We start from the raw sequence: 22401 nt of genomic DNA on the forward strand, positions 1-22401 counted from the left end.
CGGGCCCTGCTCGACGGCGGCGCCGACGAACTCCTCGCCTCGCTCCCGCCGGTGCTGCGCTGGCGCCCGCCGGTCCTGGAGGCCGACTACCCGGTCGACCGCGAGCTGCATCTGGACGGGCGGGGCCTGCTGCTCCAGCCGTCGTTCTTCTGCCGGGGCACGCCCGTGGTCTACCGCGACCCGCGGCTGGCGCCCGTCCTGGTCTACCCGGTGACCCACACCGGGTCCCCGGGTACGGGCGCGGACCCGGGCCCGCCCCTCGCCCGCCTGGTCGGCGCCACCCGCTCGGCGATCCTGGGCGCCATCGGCAGCGGCTGCACCACCAGCGAACTGGCCTGCCGGGCCGGGGTGTCCCTGGCCTCGGCGAGCCAGCACGCCTGCGTGCTGCGGGAGGCGGGCCTCCTCGTCACCCTGCGGCACGGCAACGCCGTCCTGCACTCACTGACCCCGCTGGGCACCGCCCTGCTGCGGGGCGGTGCCACGGCGGAGGGGAGCTGGGCGAAGCCTCGTGAGCGGGCCCGTGCAACGCCCCGTAGCGGCCGGCCGCTACGCCCGGAACGGGCCCGTCACCTCGTAGGTGATGCCCCCGGACGAGCTGCCGCTCGTACCGCGCTGGCTGGAGAAGTACAGGCGCAGCCCGTCGGGCGAGAAGGCCGGCCCGGTGATCTCCGATCCTGACTGGCCCTCGATCCGCAGGAACGGCGCCACCACGTCGTCCGGGGTGATCACGCAGATCTCCATGTTGCCGCCGTCCTCCGACACGAACAGGTCGCCGGAGGACGTGCCGGTGACATTGTCGACGCCGGTGAGCGGGGCCGTGCCGGAGACCAGGGAGTCGTCGTAGGCCAGCTCGATCGTCTGGGCCGCCGCGTTGTACTGCCAGACGCGGTTGTCGCCCTTGGTGGTGAACCAGCAGGTGTCGTCGGCGTAGTGGCAGCCCTCGCCGCCCGTGAAGCGCTTGGCACCCGACACCTGGTTGCGGGTGGCGGTCGAGGCACCGCTGGGGTCGGGGACGGTGGCCCAGGTGACGGGCCCGGACGTACCCGAGCCCATCTTCAGCACCTCAAGGCGGCCCGCGGAGAGGTCGCCCCAGGTGGTGGGCGTGAAGCGGTAGAAGCAGCCGTCGGTCGTGTCCTCGGTGAGATAGATCGTTCTGCGTACGGGGTCGGCGGCGGCCGCCTCGTGCTTGAAGCGGCCCATCGCGTCCCGGCGTACGGCCGCCTTCACCCCCCACGGGTCGGTCTCGTAGACGTAACCGCGGTCGACCTCCTCGCAGGACAGCCAGGTGTTCCACGGGGTTTTGCCGCCCGCGCAGTTCTGCCGGGTGGCGGACAGGATGCGGTACGCGCCGGTGATCGCGCCCGCCGAGGAGAAGCGGACCGCGCCCGCGCCGCCGGAAGGGTTGATCTCCGAGTTGGAGACGTAGATCCAGCCGGTGCCGTCCGCGTAACAGGCACCGCCGTCCGGGGCGTTGTGCCAGGTGTACGCGGTGGAGCCGACCTGCTGGCCGGAGCGGGCTATGACGCGGCTGCTGAAACCGGCGGGCAGCCGGATGCGGTTGGCGTCGGCGGTACCCAGCGCGCCGTACGGGCCGGCGCCCGGCTGGGCGGGAGCGGCGAAGGCGGCGCCGCGCCAGAGGGTGCCGCCGAAGGCCGCCACGGAGGTGCCGATGACGGCGCCGCGCAGGAAGTTACGACGTTCCATGTCTCACTCCAGAGATGGGGGACGGTGAATCCCCCGGAATGTAGGACTCCCGAATTGACGCGGCATCAACAACGGGTGAGCGGAAGGTGTGGAGTCAGGGGGTGTGCTTGGTTTTCCGGCTCACGTGTCCAGGTCGTCGAAGACCTGCTGCGCGACGGAGAACGCCGAGTTCGCCGCGGGGACCCCGCAGTAGACGGCCGTCTGGAGCAGGACCTCGCCGATCTCGTCGCGGGTCAGGCCGTTGGTCAGCGCGGCCCGCACATGCAGCGCCAGCTCCGCCTCGTGCCCGAGGGCGACGAGCGCGGTGAGCGTGATGCAGCTGCGGGTGCGGCGGTCCAGCGTCCCCTCCGTCCAGATCTCGCCCCACGCGTAGCGGGTGATGAAGTCCTGGAAGCGGGCCGTGAACGGGGTGGTGCGGCTGATCGCGCGCTCCACATGGGCGCCCCCGAGCACCTCCCTGCGGGTGGCCAGGCCTGCCGCGTGCCGGGTCGCGTCGTCGCGGACCGGGGGCGGGGCGAAGTGCGCCACCAGCGCGGCCGTTACGGCCTCCGGCTTCTCCACGTTGGCCAGATGGGCCGCGCCCGCGACCTCCAGGAGGCCGGCGCCCGGCACGCCGTCGGCGATCTCGCGGGCCAGCGCGGGCGGGGTCGCGGGGTCGTCGCGGCCCGCGACGACCAGCGTCGGTGCGGTGATCGCGGGCAGTGCGCCGCGCAGGTCGTACGCCGCCAGCGCGTCGCAGCAGGCGGCGTAGCCCGCGCGGTCGGTGGCGCGCAGGTCGGCGATGAGGGACCGCGCCGCCCCCGAGGTGGCGAAGGCGGGCGCGAACCAGGTGCCGGGGCGGCTCGCGACCATGGCCCCGGTGCCTTCGGCCCGCACCAGGTCGGCCTTTTCCCGCCAGGCCGCCGGGTCGCCGAAGCGGGCGGCCGAGCAGACCACCGCGAGCGCGGAGACCCGCTCCGGGTGGTGCGCGGCCAGGTGGAGCCCCACGGCGCCGCCGAGTGAGATACCGGCGTACGCGAAGGACTCCCACCCCTGGGCGTCGGCGGCCCGCAGGACGAGCGCCGCCAGGTCGGCGACGGTGGCGGTGCCGTCCTGGGGGAGCAGGGCGGGGTCGGCGGGGGTGCCGCCGTGGCCCGGCAGGTCCCAGCGCAGCACGCGGTGGGTGCGAATCAGGGGGGCCAGCTGGGGCTCCCAGACGGCCAGGGAGGTGCCGAGGGAGGGGCCCAGGACAAGTGGGGCGGCGTCGGCGGGGCCGTCCAGGCGCAGGTGGGGGAGGCGGGTGGCGTCAGGCACGGGGGGCCTCCGGGGCGCGTTCCAGGGCTCGGTCGACCAGGGCCGCGGCGGAGCCGGTGTAGCGGGTGGGGTCGGTCAGTTCGGCGAGGTCGGAGGGGCTGGGATGGTCGGCGAGGCCGGAGAGGTCGGCTGCGGGGAGCGTGCCGGCCAAGGCTTCGGCCAGGAGGATGCGCTCGGCCGCCGCACGGCGGGAGGCCGCGGTCACGAGTTGCTTGGCGCGGGCTCTGCCGAGAGTGAGGGCCAGGGCGGCGGCAACGCGCTCGCTGACGATCAGGCCGTCGGTGAGGGCGAGGTTCTCGCGCATCCGGGCCGGGTGGACGCGGAGCCCCTCGGCCAGGTCCGCCGCGTGGGCGGCAGCGCCGCCCGCGAGCCGGAGCAGCTCGCGCAGGGGCTGCCACTCGGCGTGCCAGGCGCCCGCGGGGCGTTCGTCCTCGGCGGCGGCCAGCGAGGCGAGGAGGGTGGCGGCGAGGGCGGGGGCCTGCTGGGCGGCGGAGGCGATCAGGGTGGCGTGCACGGGGTTGGACTTGTGGGGCATGGCGGAGGAGGCGCCGGGGGCGGCTTCGGTGACCTCCGCGATTTCCGTCCGGGCGAGGATGCGGATGTCCGTGGCGAATTTGCCGAGCGCGACGCAGGTGAAGGCGAGGGCGCTGCCCAGATCGGTGGTGGGGGTGCGGAGGGTGTGCCAGGGGAGGTGGGGGACGGGGAGTGCGAGTTCCTCGGCGTAGGTGGTGAGGAGGGTCAGGGGGGATACGGCGGGGGTGGGCTGCACCCCCGGGCCCGGGCCACCCCCGCGCGGGCCAGTGGGCGCGCCGAAGCCGGCCAAGGTGCCTGCCGCGCCGCCCAGTTGGGCCGGTAGGTGCAATGCCCGCAGGCGGTCCTGGGCGTCCAGGGCCAGGCTTCGCCAGCCCGCTGCCTTGAGGCCGAAGGTGGTCGGGACCGCGTGCTGGGTCAGGGTGCGGCCCGGCATGGGGGTGTCCCGGTGCTCCCTCGCCAGGGTCGCCAGGGCCTGCGCCGTGCGGGTCAGGTCGGCCGTGATCAGGGGGAGCGTGCGCGTCGCCACCAGCATCATCGCGGTGTCGACGATGTCCTGGCTGGTCGCGCCCCGGTGCACGTACTCACCCGCCTCCTCGCCCGCCGCCGCCGTCAGGTCGGCCACCAGGGGGATCACCGGGTTGCCGCCCGACCTGGCCCGCAGCGCCAGGTCGCGTACGTCGAAGCGGTCGGCCCTCGCCGCCGCCGTCACCGCGTCGGCTGCCCATCGCGGGCCCTGCGCCCGGGTCAGCGCGGCCTCCGCGTCCAGCATCGCCTGGAGCAGGGGCCGGTCGCCGGTCGCGGCCTCCGCCGCTGTTCCCGCCCGTACGGGGGAGAGGAGGCCCTCGTCGAGGTGGCCGGTATCAGGCGAAGTCGTACCGGGCGAAGCCGTGTCAGGCGAAGTCAAGGAAGACCGTCTCTCCCTCGCCCTGGAGGCGGATGTCGAAGCGGTGGGTGCGATGTGGTTCTGGCTGTGCGATCAGTGTCGCGCGGCGCTCGGGCTCCAGCGAGGCGAGCAGCGCGTCTGGGGCCGGGGAGAGGTACGCGCGGGTGAACAGGTGGTGGGTCAGGCCGCGCGCGAACACGCACAGGCTGAGGTACGGGATCGCGGGCGCCCCCGGCGGGAGCGTGCGGAGCGTGTAGTGGCCGTCCGGGTCGGTCGGGACCCGGCCGAAGCCCGTGAAGCCGACGCCGTTGCGGCGCATCGACCCGGGCTCTCCGGCCAGGGAACCGTCCGGGGCTGCCTGCCAGAACTCGACGATTGCGTCCGGGACCGGCGCCCCCCGGCCGTCGTACACGTACCCATGCAAGGTGAACGCGTCCGGGTGGCCCGGCGGCGCGACATCCCCGCCGCCCGGGAAAGGCAGTGCGTGGCTGTAGAAGGGGCCGACCGTGTGAGAGGGGGTGGGGGGCAGCGGCTTCATGTGCGGCCTTCCTCGATCCAGGTCGCGGACGGCCCGTCCAGGACGATGTCCCAGCGATAGCCGAGCGACCATTCGGGGCGGGAGAGCGCCGGGTCGTACGCCGCGATCAGCCGCTCGCGCGCCGCGTCGTCCGTCACCGACTGGAGGATCGGGTCGTAGGCGCAGAGCGGGTCGCCCGGAAAGTACATCTGGGTGACCAGTCGCTGCGTGAAGGCCGGGCCGAAGAGCGAGAAGTGGATGTGGGCGGGCCGCCACGCGTTCTGGTGATTGCGCCACGGATAGGCGCCCGGCTTGATGGTGGTGAAGCTGTACGAGCCGTCCTGGCCCGTCAGCGCCCGCCCGACGCCGGTGAAGTGGGGGTCGAGCGGCGCGGGGTGCTGGTCGAGGGGGTGCGCGTAGCGGCCGGACGCGTTGGCCTGCCAGACCTCGACGAGCTGGCCGCGTACCGGCCGGCCCGCGCTGTCAAGGAGCCGGCCCGACACGGTGATGCGCTCGCCGAGCGGCTCGCCCTGGTGCCCACGGGTCAGGTCGCTGTCGAGCTCCGAGACGTCGGTGTGGCCGAAGACGGGCCCGGAGAGCTCGACCGTCTCGGGATCCCCGGCGACGGCGACCAGGGGCTGCTTCGGGTGGCGCAGCACGCTGCTGCGGTACGGCGGGAAGTCGCGTGGCGGATGGTGCCCGGCGGGGGCGCCCGTGGCACGTATCCGCGCCTGTATCCGGGCGAGTTCGTCATCGATGTCGGACTGGGTGGACCGGACGGGCTGGACGGGTTGGGTGGACACCATCGGTCTTCTTCCCTTCACGCCGACTTGAGGGCGCGCAGTGCGGTGAGTTCCTCGACGGTCGGGGGCTCGGTGGCGCCCACGTTCCGCGCACTCCTCAGCTCCCAGCCAGTGGCGGCCCGTACCTGCTCGACGGTGACACCGGGGTGCAGCTCGGTCAGGACCAGCTCGGCGGTGGCCGGGTCGGGGCGCAGAATGCCGAGGTCGGTGATCACGGCGACCGGGCCCGCGCCGGGCATGCCCAGCTTCTCGCGGTCACCGGGGCCCGAGCCGTGACCGATCGTGGTGACGAAGTCCAGCTTCGGCACGAAGCCGCGGGTGGAGTGCCGCAGCACCATCAGCACCTTGCCGCAGTTGGCCGCGATCTCGGGTGCGCCGCCCGCGCCCGGCAGGCGGCCCTCCGGCTTGCCGGGGCCGCGGTCCACGACCGTCGTATTGATGTTGGCGAAGCGGTCGACCTGGGCGGCGCCGAGGAAACCGACGTCGATCCGGCCGCCCTGGAGCCAGTAGTTGAACATCTCGGGGACGGGAATCACCGCGTCCGCGGTCTCGGCCAGCTCGCCGTCACCGATGGACAGCGGCAGCCGGGTCGGCTTGGAACCGATCGTGCCGGACTCGTAGATCAGCACGAGGTCCCGGTTGACGGTGGCGCGGGCGAGGTTGGCCGCGGTGGAGGGCAGACCGATGCCGACGAAGCAGGTACGCGCCCCGGCGAGGGCGCGGGCCGCGTTGACCTCCATCAACTCGTCCTGGCTGAAGTCCTGGCCGAAGCTCTGGCCGAAGCTCTGGCCGAAGGGGGAGGAAGTGCTCATCGGGCCGCCGTGCCTTCCACCTGGGTGTGTACGTGTGTCTCGATCCAGCGGGTGAAGGTGTCGCGGTCCCGGGCGATCAGGTCCCATGCCTGGTAGAAGTCGTTGTCGCGCACCGAGTACCCGGAGGCGTACGAGGGATGGGCGCCGCCGGGAACCAGCACGACCGCGTCCAGCACCCAGGTCGGCAGGACGACGCCGCCGGCCCGCGGTGCCAGCTCGTCGACGATCTCCTCAACCGTGACCAGCACCCGGTCGGCGGCCAGCGCGGCCTCCTTCTGGACGCCGGTCAGGCCCCACAGCTGGACGTTGCCCAGGTGGTCGGCCTGCTGGGCGTGGATCACGGTGACGTCCGGGTTGAGCGCGGCGACGGCGGCCAGCTCCTCGCCGGTGAAGGGGCAGGAGACGGCGGAGACCGTGTCCGTACGGGTGGCGATCCCGGAGCCGCGGTAGCCGCGCAGCACGGCGAAGGGCAGCCGTGAGGCGCCCGCGACGTAACGGTTGGCCATGCCGGCGTGGCTGTGCTCGTCCAGCTCCAGGGGGCGGGGCCAGCCGTTCTCGACGGCGTCGCGGAAGCGGTGCAGTGAGCCGACGCCGGGGTTGCCGCCCCAGGAGAAGATCAGCTTCTTGACCAGACCGGCGCCGATCAGCTGGTCGTAGATGACGTCGGGCGTCATCCGGGCGAGGGTCAGATCGGTGATGCCCTGGCGGAGCACCTCATGTGCGGCGGCGTACGGGATCAGATGGGTGAAGCCCTCCATCGCGACGGTGTCCCCGTCGTGGATGAGGTCCGCCACGGCGTCGTGCAGGCTGCGTATCTCGGCCATCATCACTCCGCAAATTACTCAGTGTGCTGACTAATACTCGGTCGAGGCCGTACGCTTCCATCGAGTTGTGTTGACGTCAATAGCTCAGTACACGGAGCATCTAGCGCAGGAGGCTGATCCCGCATGGCCGCGGTCGATCTGAGCACCCACCCCGGGCATCTGGCCCGCCGGTTGCAGCAGGCGCACACGCTGCTGTGGACCACGATGGTCTCGGAGGAGACCACGTCGCCGCAGTTCGCCGTGCTCAACGCGCTGACGGAGAAGCCGGACATCGACCAGCGCACCCTCGGCGAGCACGTTCACCTGGACCGCTCGACGATCGCCGACGTGGTGGCGCGCCTGGCCGGGCGGGGCCTGCTGGAGCGGGTGCGTGATCCGCTCGACGGCCGGCGCAATGTCCTGAAGCTGACGCGGGCGGGCACCCAGGCGCACCGCAAACTGGTCGCCAGGACGGCCCGGATGAACCAGGTATTTCTCGCCACCCTGGAGGAGGGCGAGCGGGAGACGCTGCTGCGGCTGATCGGGCGGGTCACGGATGCGGCGGAGGAGCTGCGGGGGTAGGGCGGGGCCCCTCGGGACGTGACGGCCTCAGGACTTGAGGCCCTCGTACGTCACCCCGGTGGCCTGCTCGGACGCGGCCCACAGCCGGTCGCCCGCCACATCGTTCAGCGTCCACGGCGCGCGCCACGACTTAGTGGGCGCGCCCCGCCAGCCCTGGAGCCTCGGCCCGGTGAACGAGTCGGGACGTACGCCGGGCGCGGTCGCCGCGTACAGCGTGGGCAGGGCGCCCGCTTCTGCGGACTGGGCCACGATCCGGTTGCCGAACTCGATGATCCGCTCGGCCGTCCTGCGGCCCTCCATCCGCACGCCCGCGGTCTGCAGGTTGGTGCGGGCATAGCCGGGCTGCGCGGCCGCCGCGACGATGTCGGAGCCGACCGCGTCGAGCCGCCGCGCCAGCTCGTGGACGAAGAGCAGATTCGCCGACTTGGAGCGGCCGTACGCCACCCAGCGGCGGTACTTGCGCTCGCTGTTGAGGTCGCCCATGTCGATGTTGGCGAGCGCGTGGAGTCCGCTGGAGACGGTCACGACGCGGGCGCCGGGCGACTTGAGCAGGTGCGGGAGCAGCAGCCCGGTGAGGGCGAAGTGCCCGAGGTGGTTGACGCCGAACTGCGTCTCGAAGCCGTCGGCCGTCCGCCCGTACGGGAGGGCCATGATGCCCGCGTTGTTGATGAGCAGGTCGAGGCTGTCGTGCGGGTACGCGTCCGCGAGGTCCTGTGCGAAGTCCCGTGCGAACTCCCTTACGGAGGACAGGTCGGCCAGGTCCAGTGGCATGAACAGGACCTGTGCGTCGGGTACGTCGCGCAGGATGTCCGCCGCGGCCTTCTTGCCGCGGGCCTCGCTGCGGCACGCGAGAATCACGCGCGCTCCGCGGCGGGCCAGCTCCCGCGCCGTGACCAGTCCGATGCCGCTGTTGGAACCGGTCACCACGGCCGTACGGCCGCTCTGGTCGGGGATGTCGCTCGCGTTCCAGCCGGTCGTCATGGCCCCAGCCTACGACTGGACCGCCCGTCGGGCGGAGGTCCCGCAGGGTCGGGCGGCGGTCCCCGCAAGGTCAGGCCGAGGACCCGCCGTCGATCACCAGATCGGTGCCGACGACGGACGCCGCGTCAGACGAGGCCAGGTAGAGCACCGCGGCGGCGACCTCCTCGGCCGTGGACACCCGGCCGAGCGGCGACTCCTCCTTCATGCGGACGGCGCGCTCGGCGTCACTCTCACCGGGCCGCAGCGACATGGTGGTGGCCGAGGCGCCGGGGCTCACGGCGTTGATCCGGATGCCGTCATGGATGTGGTCGAGGGCGGCGGCGCGGGTGAGGGCCGAGACAGCGGCCTTGGACGCGGCGTAGCCCGCGATGCCCGGAACGCGCAGGTGCGCGCCGAGATTGGAGGAGATGTTGACGATCGCGCCGCCGCCGTCCTGGACGCGCATTCGGTCGATCTCGGCCTGCATGGAGAGCAGCACGCCCGTCACATTGACGTCGAGGAGGGTGCGCCAGTCGGCCTCGGGCAGCTCTGCGAGGGGCCGGCCGCCGCGAAAGACACCGGCGTTGTTGACGGCGACGTCGAGGCTGCCGAAGTGCTCGACGGTTCGGTTGACGAGGGTCCGTATGTCCTCGGAGCGGGTGACGTCCGCGCTGATCGCGATCGCCGTGCCGCCCGCCTCGGTGGCCAGCGCGACGGTTTCGTCCAGGGGCGCGAGGCCGCGCCCCGAGGCGACCACCTGTGCGCCCTCGGCGGCGAAGGCGAGCGCGATGGCCCGGCCGAGGCCGGAGCCCGCGCCGGTGACGAGGACGGTCTTGCCGGTGAAACGGGCGGTCGTGGTCATGGCAGTGACTCCTTGAGGATGAGAGGCGCTCGTATCATTCTGGAATGATCGGTCTATTATTGGGGCGTCAATAAGGCGCCCTAAGGCGCCGGTGACGTGGTGTGGTTGGTGTGGGTGGGGCGGTCAGGATCAGGCGGTCCGGGGCGGGCGGGTCAGTCCAGCAGGGTCAGTGCCTGCTCGGTCGCGTCCCGCACCCTGGCCGGGTCGGTGGACGCCTTGCCCACGATCCGCAGGCCCTGCATCAGGACGAGCAGCATCCGCGCGAGTGCCTGTGGGTCGCGCCCGGGGGGCAGCTCGCCCTGTGCTCGGGCTCGTACGAGCGCCGAGTGCAGCAGGGTCTCCAGGTGCTCCCAGTTCACCTCGACCCGGTGGGCCGCGGCGCTGTCGTGAGGGGCGAGCTCGGCCGCCGTGTTGGTGATGAAACAGCCGTTCAGTCGCTGATGTTCGGACGCCGACTCGGCGGCGAAGCGGCGCAGTACGGTCCGTACGGCCGGCAGTGCGGAGCCCGGCTGGGACAACTCGTCGAGCAGGGGCGGGTTGCGGACCTCGGCGTACCGGTCGAGGGCCTTGAGGTAGAGCTCGTGCTTGTTGCCGAAGGTGGCGTAGATGCTGGCGCGGCCGATGCCGAGGTGCTCGACGAGGTCCGCCATCGACGTCGCCTCGTAACCGCGCCGCCAGAACAGCTCCAGAGCTGCCTGCAGCGCGGCGTCCGGATCGAATTCCTTGGTCCTGGCCACGTGAGTGACCGTAGTTGATTACAGAACGAGCGGTCAAGTAAGAGAGGAGGTCCGCCCCGCCAGCCGGACTCGGAATGTCCCGACGGACACCGAGTCGTCGTCCAGACAGCGGCCCGTCGTCAGATCGAAGCGCTGCTTGAGGAGGGGGGAGGCGACGAATGGGCTGCCGTCGCTGGTGCCGAGCAGGCCGCGGGAGAGGACGTACGCGCCGGAGAAGGGGTCGCGGTTGTCGATCGCGTACGGAGTGCCCGCGCGGTCCAGGAAGACCGCGGCCTGACGGCCGTCGGGCAGCAGCGCCGCGACCCCGCGGCCGGGGGTGAGGACTGACAGTGCGCAGACCGTCAACCACTCCTGGCCGATTCCCAGTTCGAGTTCGAGTTCGACGCTGATATCGAGGTCGAGTCCGCGATGTTCGAGGTCGGGTCCGAGGTCACCTCGGAGGTCGGGTCCGAGGTCGAGGTCGAGTTCGGCGTTCACTACGCGGGTGTCCCTTCGAGCGTACGGATGGCGAGCACCGGGCCCGCCAGGAGAGGGGCCGGGTCCGGCTTGACCTGGTCGCGTTCCGGGATGAACGCCACGGACGGGTCGGGGGACTCGGGGGCGTTGACGAAGGAGACGAACCGGCGCAGGCGCTCAGGGTCGTTGAGGGTCTCGGCCCATTCGTCGCGGTAGCCGGTCACATGCGCCGCCATCAGGGACTCCAGCTCCGCGCACAGCCCCAGCGAGTCGTGCACGACGACGTCCCGTACGTGCTCCAGGCCGCCCTCGATCCGCTCCAGCCAGGCCGAGGTCCGCTCCAGGCGGTCGGCGGTGCGGATGTAGAACATCAGGAACCGGTCGATCAGCCGCACCAGTTCGGCGTCGGACAGGTCCTGGGCGAGCAGGTCGGCGTGGCGCGGGTCGGCGCCGCCGTTGCCGCCGACGTACAGATTCCAGCCGTTCGCGGTGGCGATGATCCCGAAGTCCTTGCCGCGCGCCTCCGCGCACTCGCGCGCACAGCCCGAGACGGCCGACTTGAGCTTGTGGGGCGAGCGCAGGCCCCGGTAGCGCAGCTCCAGGTCGATGGCCATCTTGACCGAGTCCTGCACGCCGTAGCGGCACCAGCTCTGCCCCACGCACGACTTGACCGTGCGCAGGGATTTCCCGTAGGCGTGTCCCGACTCGAAGCCCGCGTCGACCAGCCGCGCCCAGATCGCCGGGAGCTGGTCCACCCGGGCGCCGAACAGGTCGATCCGTTGCCCGCCGGTGATCTTCGTATAGAGGCCGAAGTCCCGTCCCACCTCACCGATCACGATGAGCTTCTCCGGGGTGATCTCGCCGCCGGGGATGCGCGGCACGATCGAGTACGAACCGTTGCGCTGGATGTTCGCGAGGAAGTGGTCGTTGGTGTCCTGGAGGGCGGCCTGCTCGCCGTCGAGGATGTACCCGTCCACGTTGATGGTCGGGGCCAGGCTCGCCAGGATCGAGGCGACGGTGGGCTTGCAGATCTCGCAGCCGTCGCCGCCCTGCGCCGCCACGCGCGCGTGGCTGTCGAGAAGCTGCGCGTAGGAGGTGATGCGCAGGGTGCGGACGATCTCGTACAGCTCACTGCGGGTGTGCGCGAAACAGCCGCACAGTCCCTTGCTGCCCTCAGTCTCGGGCAGCAGCTGTCCGATGAGCTTGATGCAACTGCCGCAGCCCGTACCCGCCTTCGTGCACTTCTTCACCTCGGGCACGGTGGTGCAGCCGGAGGCTTGGATGGTGCCCTTGGTGACGTTGTGACAGCTGCAGATGACGGCCTCGTCGGGCAGCGCGGACGGGCCGAGGGCGGCGTGGGCGCCGGCGCCCGCCGGGAGCACCAGCGACTCGGGCGCGACGGGCGGCACGGTGCCGGTGAGGGGACGCAGCATGGCGTAGGTGTCGGCGTCGCCGACCAGGACACCGCCGAGCAGTACGCCGTCGGGGCTGACGACGAGCTTCTTGTAGACACCGGAGCGCGAGTCCGAGTACACGACGTCGAGGCAGCCTTCGGCGGCGCCGTGCGCGTCGCCGAAGGAGGCGACGTCCACGCCGAGGAGCTTGAGCTTGGTGGACAGATCGGCGCCGGTGAAGGCCCGTTCGCGGCCCGCTATGGTCTCGGCCGCCGTCTCGGCCATCTCGTAGCCCGGCGCCACCAGGCCATACACCCGGCCGTCCGCCGCCAGCGCGCATTCGCCGATCGCGAAGACGGCCGGGTCGGAGGTGCGGCACTGCTCGTCGACCGTGATGCCGCCGCGCTCGCCCACGGTGAGGCCGCAGTCGCGGGCGAGCTGGTCCCGGGGGCGTACGCCCGCCGAGAAGACCACCAGGTCGGTTGCGAGCGCGGAGCCGTCCGAGAGCTTCATGCCGTTCACCGCGCCGCGTTCGTCGCAGGTCACCTCCTGGGTGCCCACGCCCGCGTGGACGCTCAGACCCATGCCCTCGATGGTGCGCAGCAGGGCGGCGCCGCCGCCCTCGTCGATCTGGACGGGCATCAGGCGGGGCGCGAACTCCACGATGTGGGTGGTCAGTCCGAGCCCCTTGAGCGCACCCGCCGCTTCGAGCCCGAGCAGCCCGCCGCCGACCACCGCTCCGGTCCGCGAGGTCTTCGCGTACTCCTCGATGGCGAGGAGATCCTCGATGGTGCGGTAGACGAAGCAGCCCTCCGCGTCCTTGCCGGGAACGGGTGGCACGAAGGGGTACGAGCCGGTGGCGAGGACCAGCGTGTCGTACGTGAACGTGCGCCCGGCGCGCGAGGTGACCTTGCGCGCCGTCCGGTCAATGGTGTGCGCCGGGTCGTCCAGGTGCAGTTCGATGCCGTGGGCGTCCATGAAATCGGGCGCGGCCAGGGCGAGGTCGTCGGGGGTCCGGCCGTCGAAGTACGAGGTCAGCCGGACGCGGTCGTACGCGGGGCGCGGCTCTTCGCACAGTACGACGATCCGCGCCCGCCCGGCGACTCCCCGCTCGGCGAGGGCCTCCAGGAAACGCTGGCCGACCATCCCGTGGCCGACGACCACGATCGTGGGTGTGGGCATCTCAGGAGCCTCCAAGCAGGTGGGACAGGGGAGAGGAGGGGAGCGGCTCGTCGCCCTCCCAGGTACGGGCGAGCTCGCCGACGGCGCCGAGGTCGCCGAGCAGGATCCCGCCGATCAGCCGGTCCCCGCGGACGACGACCTTGCGGTACGCGCCTCGGGTGGCATCGGTGAGGCGGACGACGTCGTCGCCGGGGAGCGGGGTCGTCTCGCCGAAGGTGGCGAGGTCGAGGGGGCTGTGGCCGTGGCCGTGGCCGGTCAGGGTGAGGCGGGTCAGGGCGCGGGTGCCGGTGTAGCGGGGGGCGGTGCCGGTGCCGGTGCTGATTCCGGTGCCCGTGCCGATGTCGTCCGATGCGGGCGGGCGGGCTTCGGGCGGGCCGGGCTGCGGTGCTGCTCCGGCCGCCGTGCCGGGTCGTGCGGTGCCGGTTCCTGTGCCGGGTGCCTCGCTGGGGGTGCCGGTGGGGGTGTCGGTGGCCGGGGCGTCCTTCAGCAGCGCGGCCAGGACGTCCGCCTGTTCCAGCGCCGGGCCCGCGAGGCCGTACACCGTGCCGTTGTGCTCCGCGCAGTCGCCGACCGCGCGGATGTGCGGGTCCGAGGTGCGCAGCTGATCGTCCACGACGATGCCGCGCCGTACGTCGAGACCGGCGGCCTGCGCGAGGCCGACCCTGGGGCGTACCCCGCAGGCGAGGACCACGATTTCGGCCGCGAGTTCGTAGCCGTCGGCGAGCTCGACGGCCCGTACCGCCCCGCCGTTGTCGGAGTGCAGACCGCGAACCCGGCACTCGGTGTGGACCTCCACACCCAGCGCCTCGATGTGGTCGCGCAGCAACGCGGAGGCGGCCGGGTCCAGCTGGCGTTCCATCAGGCGCTCGCCCTGCTGGGCCAGCACCACCCGGGCGCCGCGTGCCGCCAGGGCGCGGGCCGCCGAGACGCCGAGGAGGCCGCCGCCGATGACCACGGCGCGGGTGCCTTCGCGGACGGCGGCATCGAGCGCCAGGCAGTCGTCCATGGTGCGGAAGGGGTGTACGCCGTCAGGGAGTTCGCGGGCAGGGAGGCCGCGCAGGGGCGGCAGCACGGGGTTCGACCCGGTGGCCAGGACCAGGGTCGAGTACGGCACGACACTACCGTCGTCGCACTGCACGACCCGGTCGGCGCGGTCGATGCGGACCACCCGCACCCCGCGCCGTACCTCCGCCGAGGGAAGCGCGGCGACCTCCGGCCCGTACCGGCCGGCGAGGACCTCGGCGAGCAGCACCCGGTTGTACGGGGCGTGCGTCTCCTCGCCGATGACCGTCGCGCCCGGCAGCTGCCGGGCGAGCCGGGCGCCCGCCATGCCGCCGCCTATCACCACGATGTCCGAACTCATGGCCTCAGCGTGCGGACCGGGTGTTACCCGGCCGCATCCCGCCCGTTTCCCCCACGGAACGCTGTCCTCAGCGGCCTGGCCCGCTGTCTGTGAGGTGCGGGAAGCCGAACCCTGGAGACGGCTCAGGCAGAGGCGAGGCGCAGCACCAGTGCGGCTCCGGCCACCGCGGTGATGACGATCACCGGTGCTATCGCAAGTCACGCGCCCGCAGGTGAAAGATGAGGGCGCCGATGAAGTACAGGACGACGCCGATCGCGGCGGCCACCCCGATCGGCACCACGACAAGCCCGACCAGGAGCCCAAGGGCGCCGGCCGCTTTGAGGGCGGCGAGCCGTGGGAGCCAGGAATCTGGCACTTCCAGCTTGGTCATGCTGCTGACGATCTGCTCCTGGCGGTTGAACGTGAACGTGGCGGAGGCGAGGAGTGCCGCGGCGAGCAGGCCGGCGACGACGGCGTAGGCGATGAACATGATTCCTCCAGCGGTGGATGCGTGGATGCGTGGACGCCCATAGATCGTTGAACGCTCTCAATCATTTATCCATGCCCACAATAGACGCTCTGTTACCGTGCTGTTATGACAAGCAAGGGCGCCGGAACGCCGCTGGATCGCCTCGGGTTTCTCCTCGCGCGGCACGGCGCGATCACCGATACGCGGATCAGGCGCGCGCTCGGTGTCGCCGGACTGACTCCCCGGCACGCGATGACGCTCATGTACCTGCACGCCGGCCCGATGAGTCAGCAGACGCTCATCGAGCGGCTTGAGGTCGACCCGAGCCAGCTGGTGGGCATCCTCAACGACCTGGAGCGCGACGAGCTGGCCCAGCGCCGCCGCGACCCCGCCGACCGGCGTCGGCACATTGTGGAGATGACCCCCGCCGGGGCCGCGGTGCTGCGCTCGATGAACGAGGCGCTGGACGAGGTCGAGCAGGCACTGTTCGGCGACCTGTCACAGTGCGACCGAAAATCCCTGCGCGAGCTGCTGGGCCGGATCAGGACGCCGGCCGACCACTACGAGTGCTGAGGGCGTTTGCGGGGGTGAAGTAGGGGCTCGAACGCGGTCCGCCACCCCATAGGGTCGCGATCATGCCCGAGATATCACTGACCGTGCTCATCGTCCTGTGCCTCGCCGCCGCCGCGGCCGGCTGGATCGACGCGGTGGTCGGCGGCGGCGGGCTGCTGCTCCTGCCCGCGTTGCTGTTGGGACTGCCGCAGGTGCCCGCCGCGTACATCCTGGGCACCAACAAGGCAGTGGCCATCGTCGGCACATCGGGCGCGGCGGTGACCTACGTCCGCAAGGCGCCGGTCGAGGTGGGCACGGCGGTACGGATCGGGCTCACGGCCCTCGTGGGCTCCATGTGCGGCGCGTTCTTCGCCGCCGGGATCAGCAGCGCCGTACTGCGCCCGGTGATCATGGTGGTGCTGCTCGCGGTCGGCGCGTTCGTGATGCTGCGGCCGACCTTCGGCTGCGGGGTGACCGAGGACAAGGCCCCGGTCACCCGGGCCCGTATCGTCACGGCGATCGTCCTCGTCGGCGGCGGCATCGGCTTCTACGACGGACTCTTCGGCCCCGGCACCGGCACCTTCCTGGTGCTCGCGCTGACCGCTGTGCTCCACCTCGACCTGGTCACCGCCTCTGCCACCGCCAAGATCGTCAACGTCTGCACCAACGCGGGCGCGCTCGCGATGTTCGCGTACCAGGGGACGGTGCTGTGGCAGCTGGGCGCGCTGCTGGCCGTGTTCAACCTGGCGGGCGCGATGGCCGGGGCCCGGTTGGCGCTCAGGAAGGGCAGCGAGTTCGTTCGCGGAGTGCTGCTGGTGGTCGTCTTCTCGCTGGTCGCGAAGCTCGCCTTCGACCAGTGGTCGGCCTGAGGCAGGTCAGCGGTGACCGGCCACCATTGCCCCGTTACCCGTCACCATTGCCTCGTCACCCGTCGCCTGTCACCCGTCAGCGCACCTCGGTGAGATTGGCGTACGCCACGACATTGCCCTGGTAGCCGTCCTGCCGTGAGAAGCCGCCGCCGCAGGTGATCACCCGCAGCTCGGCGCGCTCCGAACTGCCGTACACCCGCTGGTCGGGGAAGGCCTTGTTGTCGTAGACCTCGATGGCGTAGACGGTGAACACGGCGGTACGTCCGTCCCGGCGCGTCACCTCGACGGTGTGGCCCTTCTCCAGCGTGCCCAGGTGGTAGAAGACGGCCGGCCCCTCCGCGCTGTCCACGTGCCCGGCGACGATCGCGGTGCCCCGGGCGCCGGGCGGGGTGCCGTCCTTGTACCAGCCCGCGACATTGCGGTCGTCGGCCGGCGGTACGTCGAGACTGCCGTCGGGGCCCAGACCCAGGTGCATCACGGGGGCGTCCGCCTTGACGGCGGGAATGCGGATCCGTACGGGCTCGGACGGCGACATCGGCGCCGTGGCCGGCTTCTCGCGGACCTCTTCGGGTGCGGGGCCGGCGACGAACGCCTCGGCGGGGGACGGCTGGGGCGGGGTCCGTTCCTCGGCGCCGTGCTGGACCAGCCAGAGCCCGGTGAAGGCGGCGATGGCGACGAGCCCGCCCTTCGTGCGCTGAGCCGTCATGGGAGGTTCCCCTCTTCGGGGCGGTTCGGGTCGGGTCGGTTCGCGGGCGGTACCCCACGTGCCCCCGCTGACGCTCGGTCGGGCGGGGGCACGGGGAAACCGGCGGTACTGGGGCGGTGGAGGCCTGCCCTCAGCTGTCCTGCGGGCCGCTCGCCCGGCGACGCAGGTGCCAGGTACCGCCTACGGCGGTCGCGGCCAGTACGGCCACTCCCGCCGCGATCTGGAAGGTGTCGGGGCCCACGCTGCCGCCGACTCCGGTCTTGACGTGGCCCGTGGGATGCGTGGGCTGGACGGGATGTGTGGGCTGGACGGGGTGCGTCGGCGAGGGGGTGGCGCCGCCGGTCACGGTGAGGTCGCCGTTGGCGGTCTTGCCGTTGTCGCAGGCCACGGCGATGCCGTAGGTCCCCGGCAGGGTGCCCGCAGGCACCGTGAACTCGCCGATCACGACTTCCTTGTACGTGCCGGGGGACAGGTCGAAATCACCCGCCCCCAGGGACTTCGCGTCCCCCGTGCCGCCGCCTTCGACACCGCAGGCGGTGGTGTTCACGGTGACGTTCGCACCCGGGGCGACGCTCGCCGGGTACACCTCCAGCACACCGGTCTCACCCGCGTACGACGGCCCTGCGTACAGGAGCGTCGCGGCGGCTGTCAGCGCGGTGCCGGTCAGCAGCTGGGCAGGTCGCATGGGATCCTCCGGGGAACGTGGAACGTGCCTCTGCCTCCGAGATAACGGGCCGCGCGCGCCCCGCGCCTGCTGATGGAAGGTCAGATTCACCGGACCGTCCCGGCGTGGCGCGCTGGACGATCGGCCTTCCCGCAGGTCAGGCGGGTGGTGATGGGGGGTCACCAAGGCCGCTTGGCGGAACGCGCTGAATGGGTGACGGTGGATACGGGTCGGCAGGGCGGGGTCGCGCCGGACGGGCTGAGCCGACTCGGGCCGCCGAGAAGGTCGAGCCCGTCCTAGACGCGATCCCACGGCACCGCGTCGTACGCCGCCGTCACGGTCTTCATCAGCTGCGGGTCCACCGTGAACTCCGTGTCGTCGATCCGTCGCACCGGCGCGATCCCCTGCGAGTTCATGACGAACGCGGCGCGGTACGAGGACAGAGCGTCCAGCGTCACCGGACCCCGCATCGACGGCACGCCCGCCTCCGGGAGGCGGGGCTCCACCAGGGCCATCGTGATGCCCAGCAGCGCGGGGGCGTCCGGCCAGGTCACCGAAGTGCCGTCGTAGAAACCGATGTTGGTGACCGCACCCTCCACGACCACCCCGCCGGGACCGGTCAGCAGCGCGTCGTCGAAGCCCGCGCGGCGTGCGAGCACGCCGTAATGGGTCTGGGCGAAGCCGCCCAGGTGCTTGATGTGCGCGAAAGGGCGCTGGTACGGGACGGACATCAGGGCCTGCGGGGTCTCGGGCATCGTCGCGGGGGCGCGGACGGTGACCATCAGGGTGGCGGCGTCGGCGCCGGGTGCCCACTGCACGTACACCCGCACCGAAGCGTCCCGTATCCCCGCGCCGTCGAGCGCGTGCCGCACCCGTGCCCGTACCAGATCACCGTCCAGGCCGGTGCCGAACACGTCGGCGGTGTTGGCGTCGAGCCGGGCCAGATGCAGCGCGAGACCACGCACCCGCCCTTCCCTGACCTGCATGGCGGTGAAGTGTCCATAGCCGCCGTACAGGGCGGGCACCACAAGATCCTCGGTGCTGGGCAGGCGGCCGTCGATCTCGATGTGGGGCACGGGAGGAGTCGTCATGCGCCCACCGTAGAGGCCGTTCAGTCTTCGATCAGGGGTCGGGGGCAGGGGGCGGGGCCGTGCCCGGCCGGTTCGCCGCGCGCACTGCGAAACCGTCGCCCGGTATCGTCGCCCGGCCCTCCTCGGAGGGCGTACGCCCTCCGGCAGCGGGTCCGGCAGCGGGTCCGGCTCGCCGACGGCGGCCTTGGATCATGTCCGGGTGGCCCGCTTGACCTCAACGATGGTTGACGTATGACGCTTTCCGCATGGACCTCAACACGAATGAATCCGCCCAGGTCAGCAATCAGGTCAGCAACCAGGTCAGCGACCAGGCCAACGCCCCGATCCGGCTCGCTGTCATCATCGCGAGCAACCGCGAGGGACGCTTCGCGCCCATCGTCGCCGACTGGTTCGTCTCCCGGGCCACCGAGCACGGCGGCCTCGATGTCGATGTGATCGACCTGGCCGACATCGACCTGCCGACCGCCCTGTCCTTCAACCCGTCGGACGAGGTGAAGGCCGTTCTGGGAACCGTCTCGCCGCGGCTGGAGGCCGCCGACGCCTTTGTTGTCATCACCCCCGAGTACAACCACTCCTTCCCCGCCTCCATCAAGAACCTCATCGACTGGCACGGCACGCAGTGGCACGCGAAACCGGTCGGTTTCGTGTCCTACGGCGGCATGTCCGGCGGCCTGCGCGCCGTCGAGCAACTGCGCCAGGTCTTCGCCGAGATGCACACCGTGACGGTCCGCGACACCGTCAGCTTCCACAACGTGTGGGGCCACTTCGACGAGGACGGCAAGCACACAGACCCCTCGGCCTGCGACGCGGCGGCCAAGTCGCTGATCGACCAGATCTCCTGGTGGGCCCGCGCCCTGCGCACCGCCAAGACCGTCGCGCCCTACACCGGCTGAGGGTGACCCACGTGGGGTGGGGCGGGACCGGCGTTGGCCGCCGGTCCGCGCTCAGTCCGCGGGCCCGATCCGCACCGCGCACACTTTGAACTCCGGCATCCGCGACGTCGGGTCCAGCGCCGGATTGGTGAGGTTGTTGGCCCGGCCCTCGCCCGGCCAGTGGAACGGCATGAAGACCGTGTCGTCCCGGATCGCATCGGTGATCCGGGCGGGCGCGACCGCCCGGCCGCGCCGGGACACCACGGCGACGGGGTCGCCGTCGGCCACCCCGACCCGGTCGGCGAGGCGGGGATGCAGCTCGACGAAGGGGCCGGGCGCGGCGGCGTTCAGCTCAGCCACGCGGCGGGTCTGGGCCCCCGACTGGTACTGGGCGACGACCCGCCCCGTCGTCAGCAGGACGGGATAGTCGGCGTCCGGCTCCTCGGCGGCGGGCCGGTGCACGACGGGCACGAAGCGGGCACGCCCGTCGGCGGTGGCGAAGCGGTCGAGGAAGAGCCGGGGCGTACCGGGGTGGACGGCGCCGGGGGCGCCACTCGTCCCCGCCGCCGTGTCCGGGCACGGCCAGAACACGCCGTTCTCGTCGGTGATCCGCCGGTAGGAGATCCCCGAGTAGTCCGCCGGGCCGCCCGCCGACGCGCGGCGCAGCTCCCCGAAGACCTCCTCGGCGTCGGTGGGAAAGCCCTTCTCGTGGCCGAGGAGCGCGGCGATGCCGTGCAGGACCTCCAGGTCCGTCCGTACGCCGGGCGGCGGGTCGATCGCCTTGCGCCGCAGCAGTACCCGGCCCTCCAGATTCGTTGTCGTGCCGGTCTCCTCGGCCCACTGGGTCACCGGCAGCACCACGTCCGCGAGCGCCGCGGTCTCGGACAGGACAACATCGGCGACGGCGAGGAAGTCCAGGGAGCGCAGGCGCTGTTCGATGTGGGTGGCGCGGGGCGCGGAGACGACCGGGTTCGACCCCATCAGCAGCAGCGACTTGATGTCACCGCCCAGGGCGTCGAGCAGTTCGTACGCGCTACGGCCTGGACCCGGCAGGCTGTCCGGGTCCACGCCCCAGACGCCCGCCACATGGGCGCGCGCGGCGGGGTCGGTGAGCTTGCGGTAGCCGGGCAACTGGTCGGCCTTCTGGCCGTGTTCGCGCCCGCCCTGCCCGTTGCCCTGGCCGGTGAGGCAGCCGTAACCGGACAGCGGTCGCCCCGCGTGCCCGGTGGCCAGGCACAGGTTGATCCAGGCGCCGACGGTGTCCGTGCCCTTGGAGTGCTGCTCGGGTCCGCGTGCGGTGAGCACCATGCCGGTGTCCGCGTCGCTGAACATCCGTGCTGCTGAACGGAGTTGAGGCACTGGGACACCGGTGATGCGTTCCACCATCTCGGGCCAGTGCGCCATCGCGCCCGCCCTTGCCTCCGGCCAGCCGCTCGTACGCTCCCGGATGAACTCCTCGTCCGTACGGCCCTCCGCCACCACCAGGTGCAGCAGCCCGAGCGCGAGCGCGAGGTCCGTGCCGGGGCGCGGTGCGAGATGCAGGTCGGCCTGCTCGGCGGTCCGGGTGCGGCGCGGGTCGACGACGATCAGCGTGCCGCCGTTCTCCTTCAGCTCCGTGAGGTACCGCAGCGCGGGCGGCATGGTTTCGGCCAGATTCGACCCGACGAGGATCACGCAGCCCGTGCGGGGAATGTCCTCCAGCGGGAAGGGCAGACCCCGGTCGAGCCCGAAGGCCTTCTGGTGCGCGGCGGCCGCCGACGACATGCAGAAGCGCCCGTTGTAGTCGATCTGCGAGGTGCCGAGCGCGACCCGGGCGAACTTCCCCAGCGCGTACGCCTTCTCATTGGTGAGGCCACCGCCGCCGAAGACGCCGACCGCGTCGGGGCCGTGCGCCTCCCGGGTGCCCCCGAGCCCCTCCGCGATCCTCGCCAGGGCTTCCTCCCAGGTGGCTGGTTCGAGGCTGCCGGTGGCCGCGCTCCGGACCAGTGGCTCGGTCAGCCGCACCCGGGAGGAGAGCACGGCGGGCGCCGTACGGCCCTTGCCGCACAGCGCGCCCCGGTTCACCGGGAAGTCCGCGCGCTCCACCACCTCGACGGTGTCGCCGGCGGGCCGCAGGTTCATGCCGCACTGGAGCGCGCAGTACGGGCAGTGGGTCGCGACGGGCGCGGGCTGTACGGGCGGCTGCGCGGGCGGCGGTGCGGGCTGTGCGGGCGGCGGTGCGGGGGAAGTGCGGGGCATGCCATCAGCGTGCGTCGGCCGTGTTACGGCGGCGGGCGCACCGGGTTACGCCCCCGGTACGCAGCCCTCCGCCCCG

General features: G+C 72.1%; 22 protein-coding genes. 4 read left to right on the forward strand and 18 right to left on the reverse strand.

The window, feature by feature from the left end; translation table 11 throughout:
- Positions 1 to 546 precede the first annotated feature (546 nt).
- The 7 genes from ABCR94_RS07880 to ABCR94_RS07910 all read right to left on the reverse strand — a co-directional run bounded on the left by ABCR94_RS07880 (position 547) and on the right by ABCR94_RS07910 (position 7370).
- Positions 547 to 1704: an alkaline phosphatase PhoX gene (locus ABCR94_RS07880; RefSeq protein ID WP_347118342.1), complete on the reverse strand. Its 1158-nt coding sequence runs from the start codon at positions 1702 to 1704 to the stop codon at positions 547 to 549.
- A 120-nt stretch (positions 1705 to 1824) separates the two neighbouring features.
- Positions 1825 to 2997, reverse strand: coding sequence for a bifunctional 3-oxoadipate enol-lactonase/4-carboxymuconolactone decarboxylase PcaDC (pcaDC, locus tag ABCR94_RS07885; protein WP_347118343.1), 1173 nt, complete (start codon positions 2995 to 2997; stop codon positions 1825 to 1827).
- Positions 2990 to 4435 carry a 3-carboxy-cis,cis-muconate cycloisomerase gene (gene pcaB / locus ABCR94_RS07890; RefSeq protein ID WP_347118344.1) on the reverse strand — a complete coding sequence of 482 codons (1446 nt, stop codon included), beginning with the start codon at positions 4433 to 4435 and terminating at the stop codon, positions 2990 to 2992. Before pcaB ends, pcaDC begins: the two co-directional genes overlap by 8 nt.
- On the reverse strand, positions 4422 to 4952 hold the full coding sequence (pcaG, locus tag ABCR94_RS07895) for a protocatechuate 3,4-dioxygenase subunit alpha (RefSeq protein WP_347118345.1): 531 nt from the start codon (positions 4950 to 4952) through the stop codon (positions 4422 to 4424). Before pcaG ends, pcaB begins: the two co-directional genes overlap by 14 nt.
- Positions 4949 to 5737 (reverse strand): protocatechuate 3,4-dioxygenase subunit beta, encoded by a 789-nt coding sequence (gene pcaH, locus ABCR94_RS07900; RefSeq protein WP_347118346.1) that lies wholly within the window; start codon positions 5735 to 5737, stop codon positions 4949 to 4951. The genes pcaG and pcaH overlap by 4 nt, the downstream gene beginning before the upstream one ends.
- 14 nt (positions 5738 to 5751) lie before the next feature.
- On the reverse strand, positions 5752 to 6546 hold the full coding sequence (locus ABCR94_RS07905) for a CoA-transferase subunit beta (protein WP_347118347.1): 795 nt from the start codon (positions 6544 to 6546) through the stop codon (positions 5752 to 5754).
- Positions 6543 to 7370, reverse strand: a complete 828-nt coding sequence (locus tag ABCR94_RS07910; RefSeq protein ID WP_347118348.1) for a CoA transferase subunit A — start codon at positions 7368 to 7370, stop codon at positions 6543 to 6545. The genes ABCR94_RS07905 and ABCR94_RS07910 overlap by 4 nt, the downstream gene beginning before the upstream one ends.
- 123 nt (positions 7371 to 7493) lie before the next feature.
- On the opposite strand from ABCR94_RS07910, the gene ABCR94_RS07915 reads away from it, so the two are divergent.
- Positions 7494 to 7931 (forward strand): MarR family winged helix-turn-helix transcriptional regulator, encoded by a 438-nt coding sequence (locus tag ABCR94_RS07915; protein ID WP_347118349.1) that lies wholly within the window; start codon positions 7494 to 7496, stop codon positions 7929 to 7931.
- A 27-nt stretch (positions 7932 to 7958) separates the two neighbouring features.
- On the opposite strand, the gene ABCR94_RS07920 is transcribed toward ABCR94_RS07915, so the two are convergent.
- The 7 genes from ABCR94_RS07920 to ABCR94_RS07950 all read right to left on the reverse strand — a co-directional run bounded on the left by ABCR94_RS07920 (position 7959) and on the right by ABCR94_RS07950 (position 15354).
- Positions 7959 to 8912 carry an oxidoreductase gene (locus ABCR94_RS07920; protein ID WP_347118350.1) on the reverse strand — a complete coding sequence of 318 codons (954 nt, stop codon included), beginning with the start codon at positions 8910 to 8912 and terminating at the stop codon, positions 7959 to 7961.
- A gap of 70 nt (positions 8913 to 8982) precedes the next feature.
- Complete coding sequence (locus tag ABCR94_RS07925; protein ID WP_347118351.1) at positions 8983 to 9753, reverse strand: SDR family NAD(P)-dependent oxidoreductase; 771 nt, start codon at positions 9751 to 9753, stop codon at positions 8983 to 8985.
- Positions 9754 to 9905: 152 nt separating this feature from the next.
- A complete protein-coding gene (locus ABCR94_RS07930; protein WP_347118352.1) occupies positions 9906 to 10490 on the reverse strand; it encodes a TetR/AcrR family transcriptional regulator in 585 nt (194 codons plus the stop codon).
- Between the two features lie 33 nt (positions 10491 to 10523).
- Complete coding sequence (gene nirD / locus ABCR94_RS07935) at positions 10524 to 10880, reverse strand: nitrite reductase small subunit NirD (protein ID WP_347118500.1); 357 nt, start codon at positions 10878 to 10880, stop codon at positions 10524 to 10526.
- An 86-nt stretch (positions 10881 to 10966) separates the two neighbouring features.
- Positions 10967 to 13522 (reverse strand): nitrite reductase large subunit NirB, encoded by a 2556-nt coding sequence (nirB, locus tag ABCR94_RS07940; RefSeq protein ID WP_347118353.1) that lies wholly within the window; start codon positions 13520 to 13522, stop codon positions 10967 to 10969.
- A gap of 1 nt (position 13523) precedes the next feature.
- Complete coding sequence (locus ABCR94_RS07945; protein WP_347118354.1) at positions 13524 to 14885, reverse strand: NAD(P)/FAD-dependent oxidoreductase; 1362 nt, start codon at positions 14883 to 14885, stop codon at positions 13524 to 13526.
- Positions 14886 to 15072: 187 nt separating this feature from the next.
- Positions 15073 to 15354 carry a DoxX family protein gene (locus ABCR94_RS07950; protein WP_347118355.1) on the reverse strand — a complete coding sequence of 94 codons (282 nt, stop codon included), beginning with the start codon at positions 15352 to 15354 and terminating at the stop codon, positions 15073 to 15075.
- A 105-nt stretch (positions 15355 to 15459) separates the two neighbouring features.
- On the opposite strand from ABCR94_RS07950, the gene ABCR94_RS07955 reads away from it, so the two are divergent.
- Positions 15460 to 15906: a MarR family winged helix-turn-helix transcriptional regulator gene (locus tag ABCR94_RS07955; protein ID WP_347118356.1), complete on the forward strand. Its 447-nt coding sequence runs from the start codon at positions 15460 to 15462 to the stop codon at positions 15904 to 15906.
- Between the two features lie 62 nt (positions 15907 to 15968).
- Positions 15969 to 16754, forward strand: coding sequence for a sulfite exporter TauE/SafE family protein (locus tag ABCR94_RS07960; RefSeq protein ID WP_347118357.1), 786 nt, complete (start codon positions 15969 to 15971; stop codon positions 16752 to 16754).
- A 76-nt stretch (positions 16755 to 16830) separates the two neighbouring features.
- On the opposite strand, the gene ABCR94_RS07965 is transcribed toward ABCR94_RS07960, so the two are convergent.
- The 3 genes from ABCR94_RS07965 to ABCR94_RS07975 all read right to left on the reverse strand — a co-directional run bounded on the left by ABCR94_RS07965 (position 16831) and on the right by ABCR94_RS07975 (position 19215).
- Positions 16831 to 17460 (reverse strand): class F sortase, encoded by a 630-nt coding sequence (locus tag ABCR94_RS07965; protein ID WP_347118358.1) that lies wholly within the window; start codon positions 17458 to 17460, stop codon positions 16831 to 16833.
- 130 nt (positions 17461 to 17590) lie between these two features.
- Positions 17591 to 18145, reverse strand: a complete 555-nt coding sequence (locus ABCR94_RS07970; RefSeq protein WP_347118359.1) for a GVDTG sorting domain-containing protein — start codon at positions 18143 to 18145, stop codon at positions 17591 to 17593.
- Positions 18146 to 18420: 275 nt separating this feature from the next.
- The gene (locus ABCR94_RS07975) at positions 18421 to 19215 is read right to left on the reverse strand and encodes an aminotransferase class IV family protein (protein WP_347118360.1); all 795 of its coding nucleotides are present in this window, start codon (positions 19213 to 19215) and stop codon (positions 18421 to 18423) included.
- 245 nt (positions 19216 to 19460) lie between these two features.
- Between ABCR94_RS07975 and ABCR94_RS07980 the strand changes: the two genes are divergently transcribed.
- Entirely contained in the window at positions 19461 to 20108 is a 648-nt protein-coding gene (locus ABCR94_RS07980; protein ID WP_347118361.1) for an NADPH-dependent FMN reductase, read from the forward strand.
- Positions 20109 to 20159: 51 nt separating this feature from the next.
- Here ABCR94_RS07980 and ABCR94_RS07985 read toward each other — a convergent pair whose 3' ends face one another.
- A complete protein-coding gene (locus ABCR94_RS07985) occupies positions 20160 to 22325 on the reverse strand; it encodes a molybdopterin oxidoreductase family protein (protein ID WP_347118362.1) in 2166 nt (721 codons plus the stop codon).
- Positions 22326 to 22401 lie beyond the last annotated feature (76 nt).

This window comes from Streptomyces changchenzhani (genome assembly GCF_039766235.1).
In the GTDB taxonomy this organism is placed as follows: Bacteria; Actinomycetota; Actinomycetes; order Streptomycetales; family Streptomycetaceae; genus Streptomyces.

Bases quoted from the DNA above. Each gene is read 5' to 3' on its own strand.
- ABCR94_RS07910 (WP_347118348.1), bottom strand. From the start codon at position 7,370: ATGGCCGAGATACGCAGCCTGCACGACGCCGTGGCGGACCTCATCCAC.
- nirB (WP_347118353.1), bottom strand. From the start codon at position 13,522: ATGCCCACACCCACGATCGTGGTCGTCGGCCACGGGATGGTCGGCCAG.
- pcaH (WP_347118346.1), bottom strand. From the start codon at position 5,737: ATGGTGTCCACCCAACCCGTCCAGCCCGTCCGGTCCACCCAGTCCGAC.
- ABCR94_RS07950 (WP_347118355.1), bottom strand. From the start codon at position 15,354: ATGTTCATCGCCTACGCCGTCGTCGCCGGCCTGCTCGCCGCGGCACTC.
- ABCR94_RS07960 (WP_347118357.1), top strand. From the start codon at position 15,969: ATGCCCGAGATATCACTGACCGTGCTCATCGTCCTGTGCCTCGCCGCC.
- ABCR94_RS07955 (WP_347118356.1), top strand. From the start codon at position 15,460: ATGACAAGCAAGGGCGCCGGAACGCCGCTGGATCGCCTCGGGTTTCTC.
- ABCR94_RS07915 (WP_347118349.1), top strand. From the start codon at position 7,494: ATGGCCGCGGTCGATCTGAGCACCCACCCCGGGCATCTGGCCCGCCGG.
- ABCR94_RS07920 (WP_347118350.1), bottom strand. From the start codon at position 8,912: ATGACGACCGGCTGGAACGCGAGCGACATCCCCGACCAGAGCGGCCGT.
- ABCR94_RS07970 (WP_347118359.1), bottom strand. From the start codon at position 18,145: ATGCGACCTGCCCAGCTGCTGACCGGCACCGCGCTGACAGCCGCCGCG.
- ABCR94_RS07965 (WP_347118358.1), bottom strand. From the start codon at position 17,460: ATGACGGCTCAGCGCACGAAGGGCGGGCTCGTCGCCATCGCCGCCTTC.
- ABCR94_RS07975 (WP_347118360.1), bottom strand. From the start codon at position 19,215: ATGACGACTCCTCCCGTGCCCCACATCGAGATCGACGGCCGCCTGCCC.
- ABCR94_RS07985 (WP_347118362.1), bottom strand. From the start codon at position 22,325: ATGCCCCGCACTTCCCCCGCACCGCCGCCCGCACAGCCCGCACCGCCG.
- pcaG (WP_347118345.1), bottom strand. From the start codon at position 4,952: ATGAAGCCGCTGCCCCCCACCCCCTCTCACACGGTCGGCCCCTTCTAC.
- ABCR94_RS07980 (WP_347118361.1), top strand. From the start codon at position 19,461: ATGGACCTCAACACGAATGAATCCGCCCAGGTCAGCAATCAGGTCAGC.
- ABCR94_RS07945 (WP_347118354.1), bottom strand. From the start codon at position 14,885: ATGAGTTCGGACATCGTGGTGATAGGCGGCGGCATGGCGGGCGCCCGG.
- ABCR94_RS07925 (WP_347118351.1), bottom strand. From the start codon at position 9,753: ATGACCACGACCGCCCGTTTCACCGGCAAGACCGTCCTCGTCACCGGC.
- ABCR94_RS07880 (WP_347118342.1), bottom strand. From the start codon at position 1,704: ATGGAACGTCGTAACTTCCTGCGCGGCGCCGTCATCGGCACCTCCGTG.
- ABCR94_RS07905 (WP_347118347.1), bottom strand. From the start codon at position 6,546: ATGAGCACTTCCTCCCCCTTCGGCCAGAGCTTCGGCCAGAGCTTCGGC.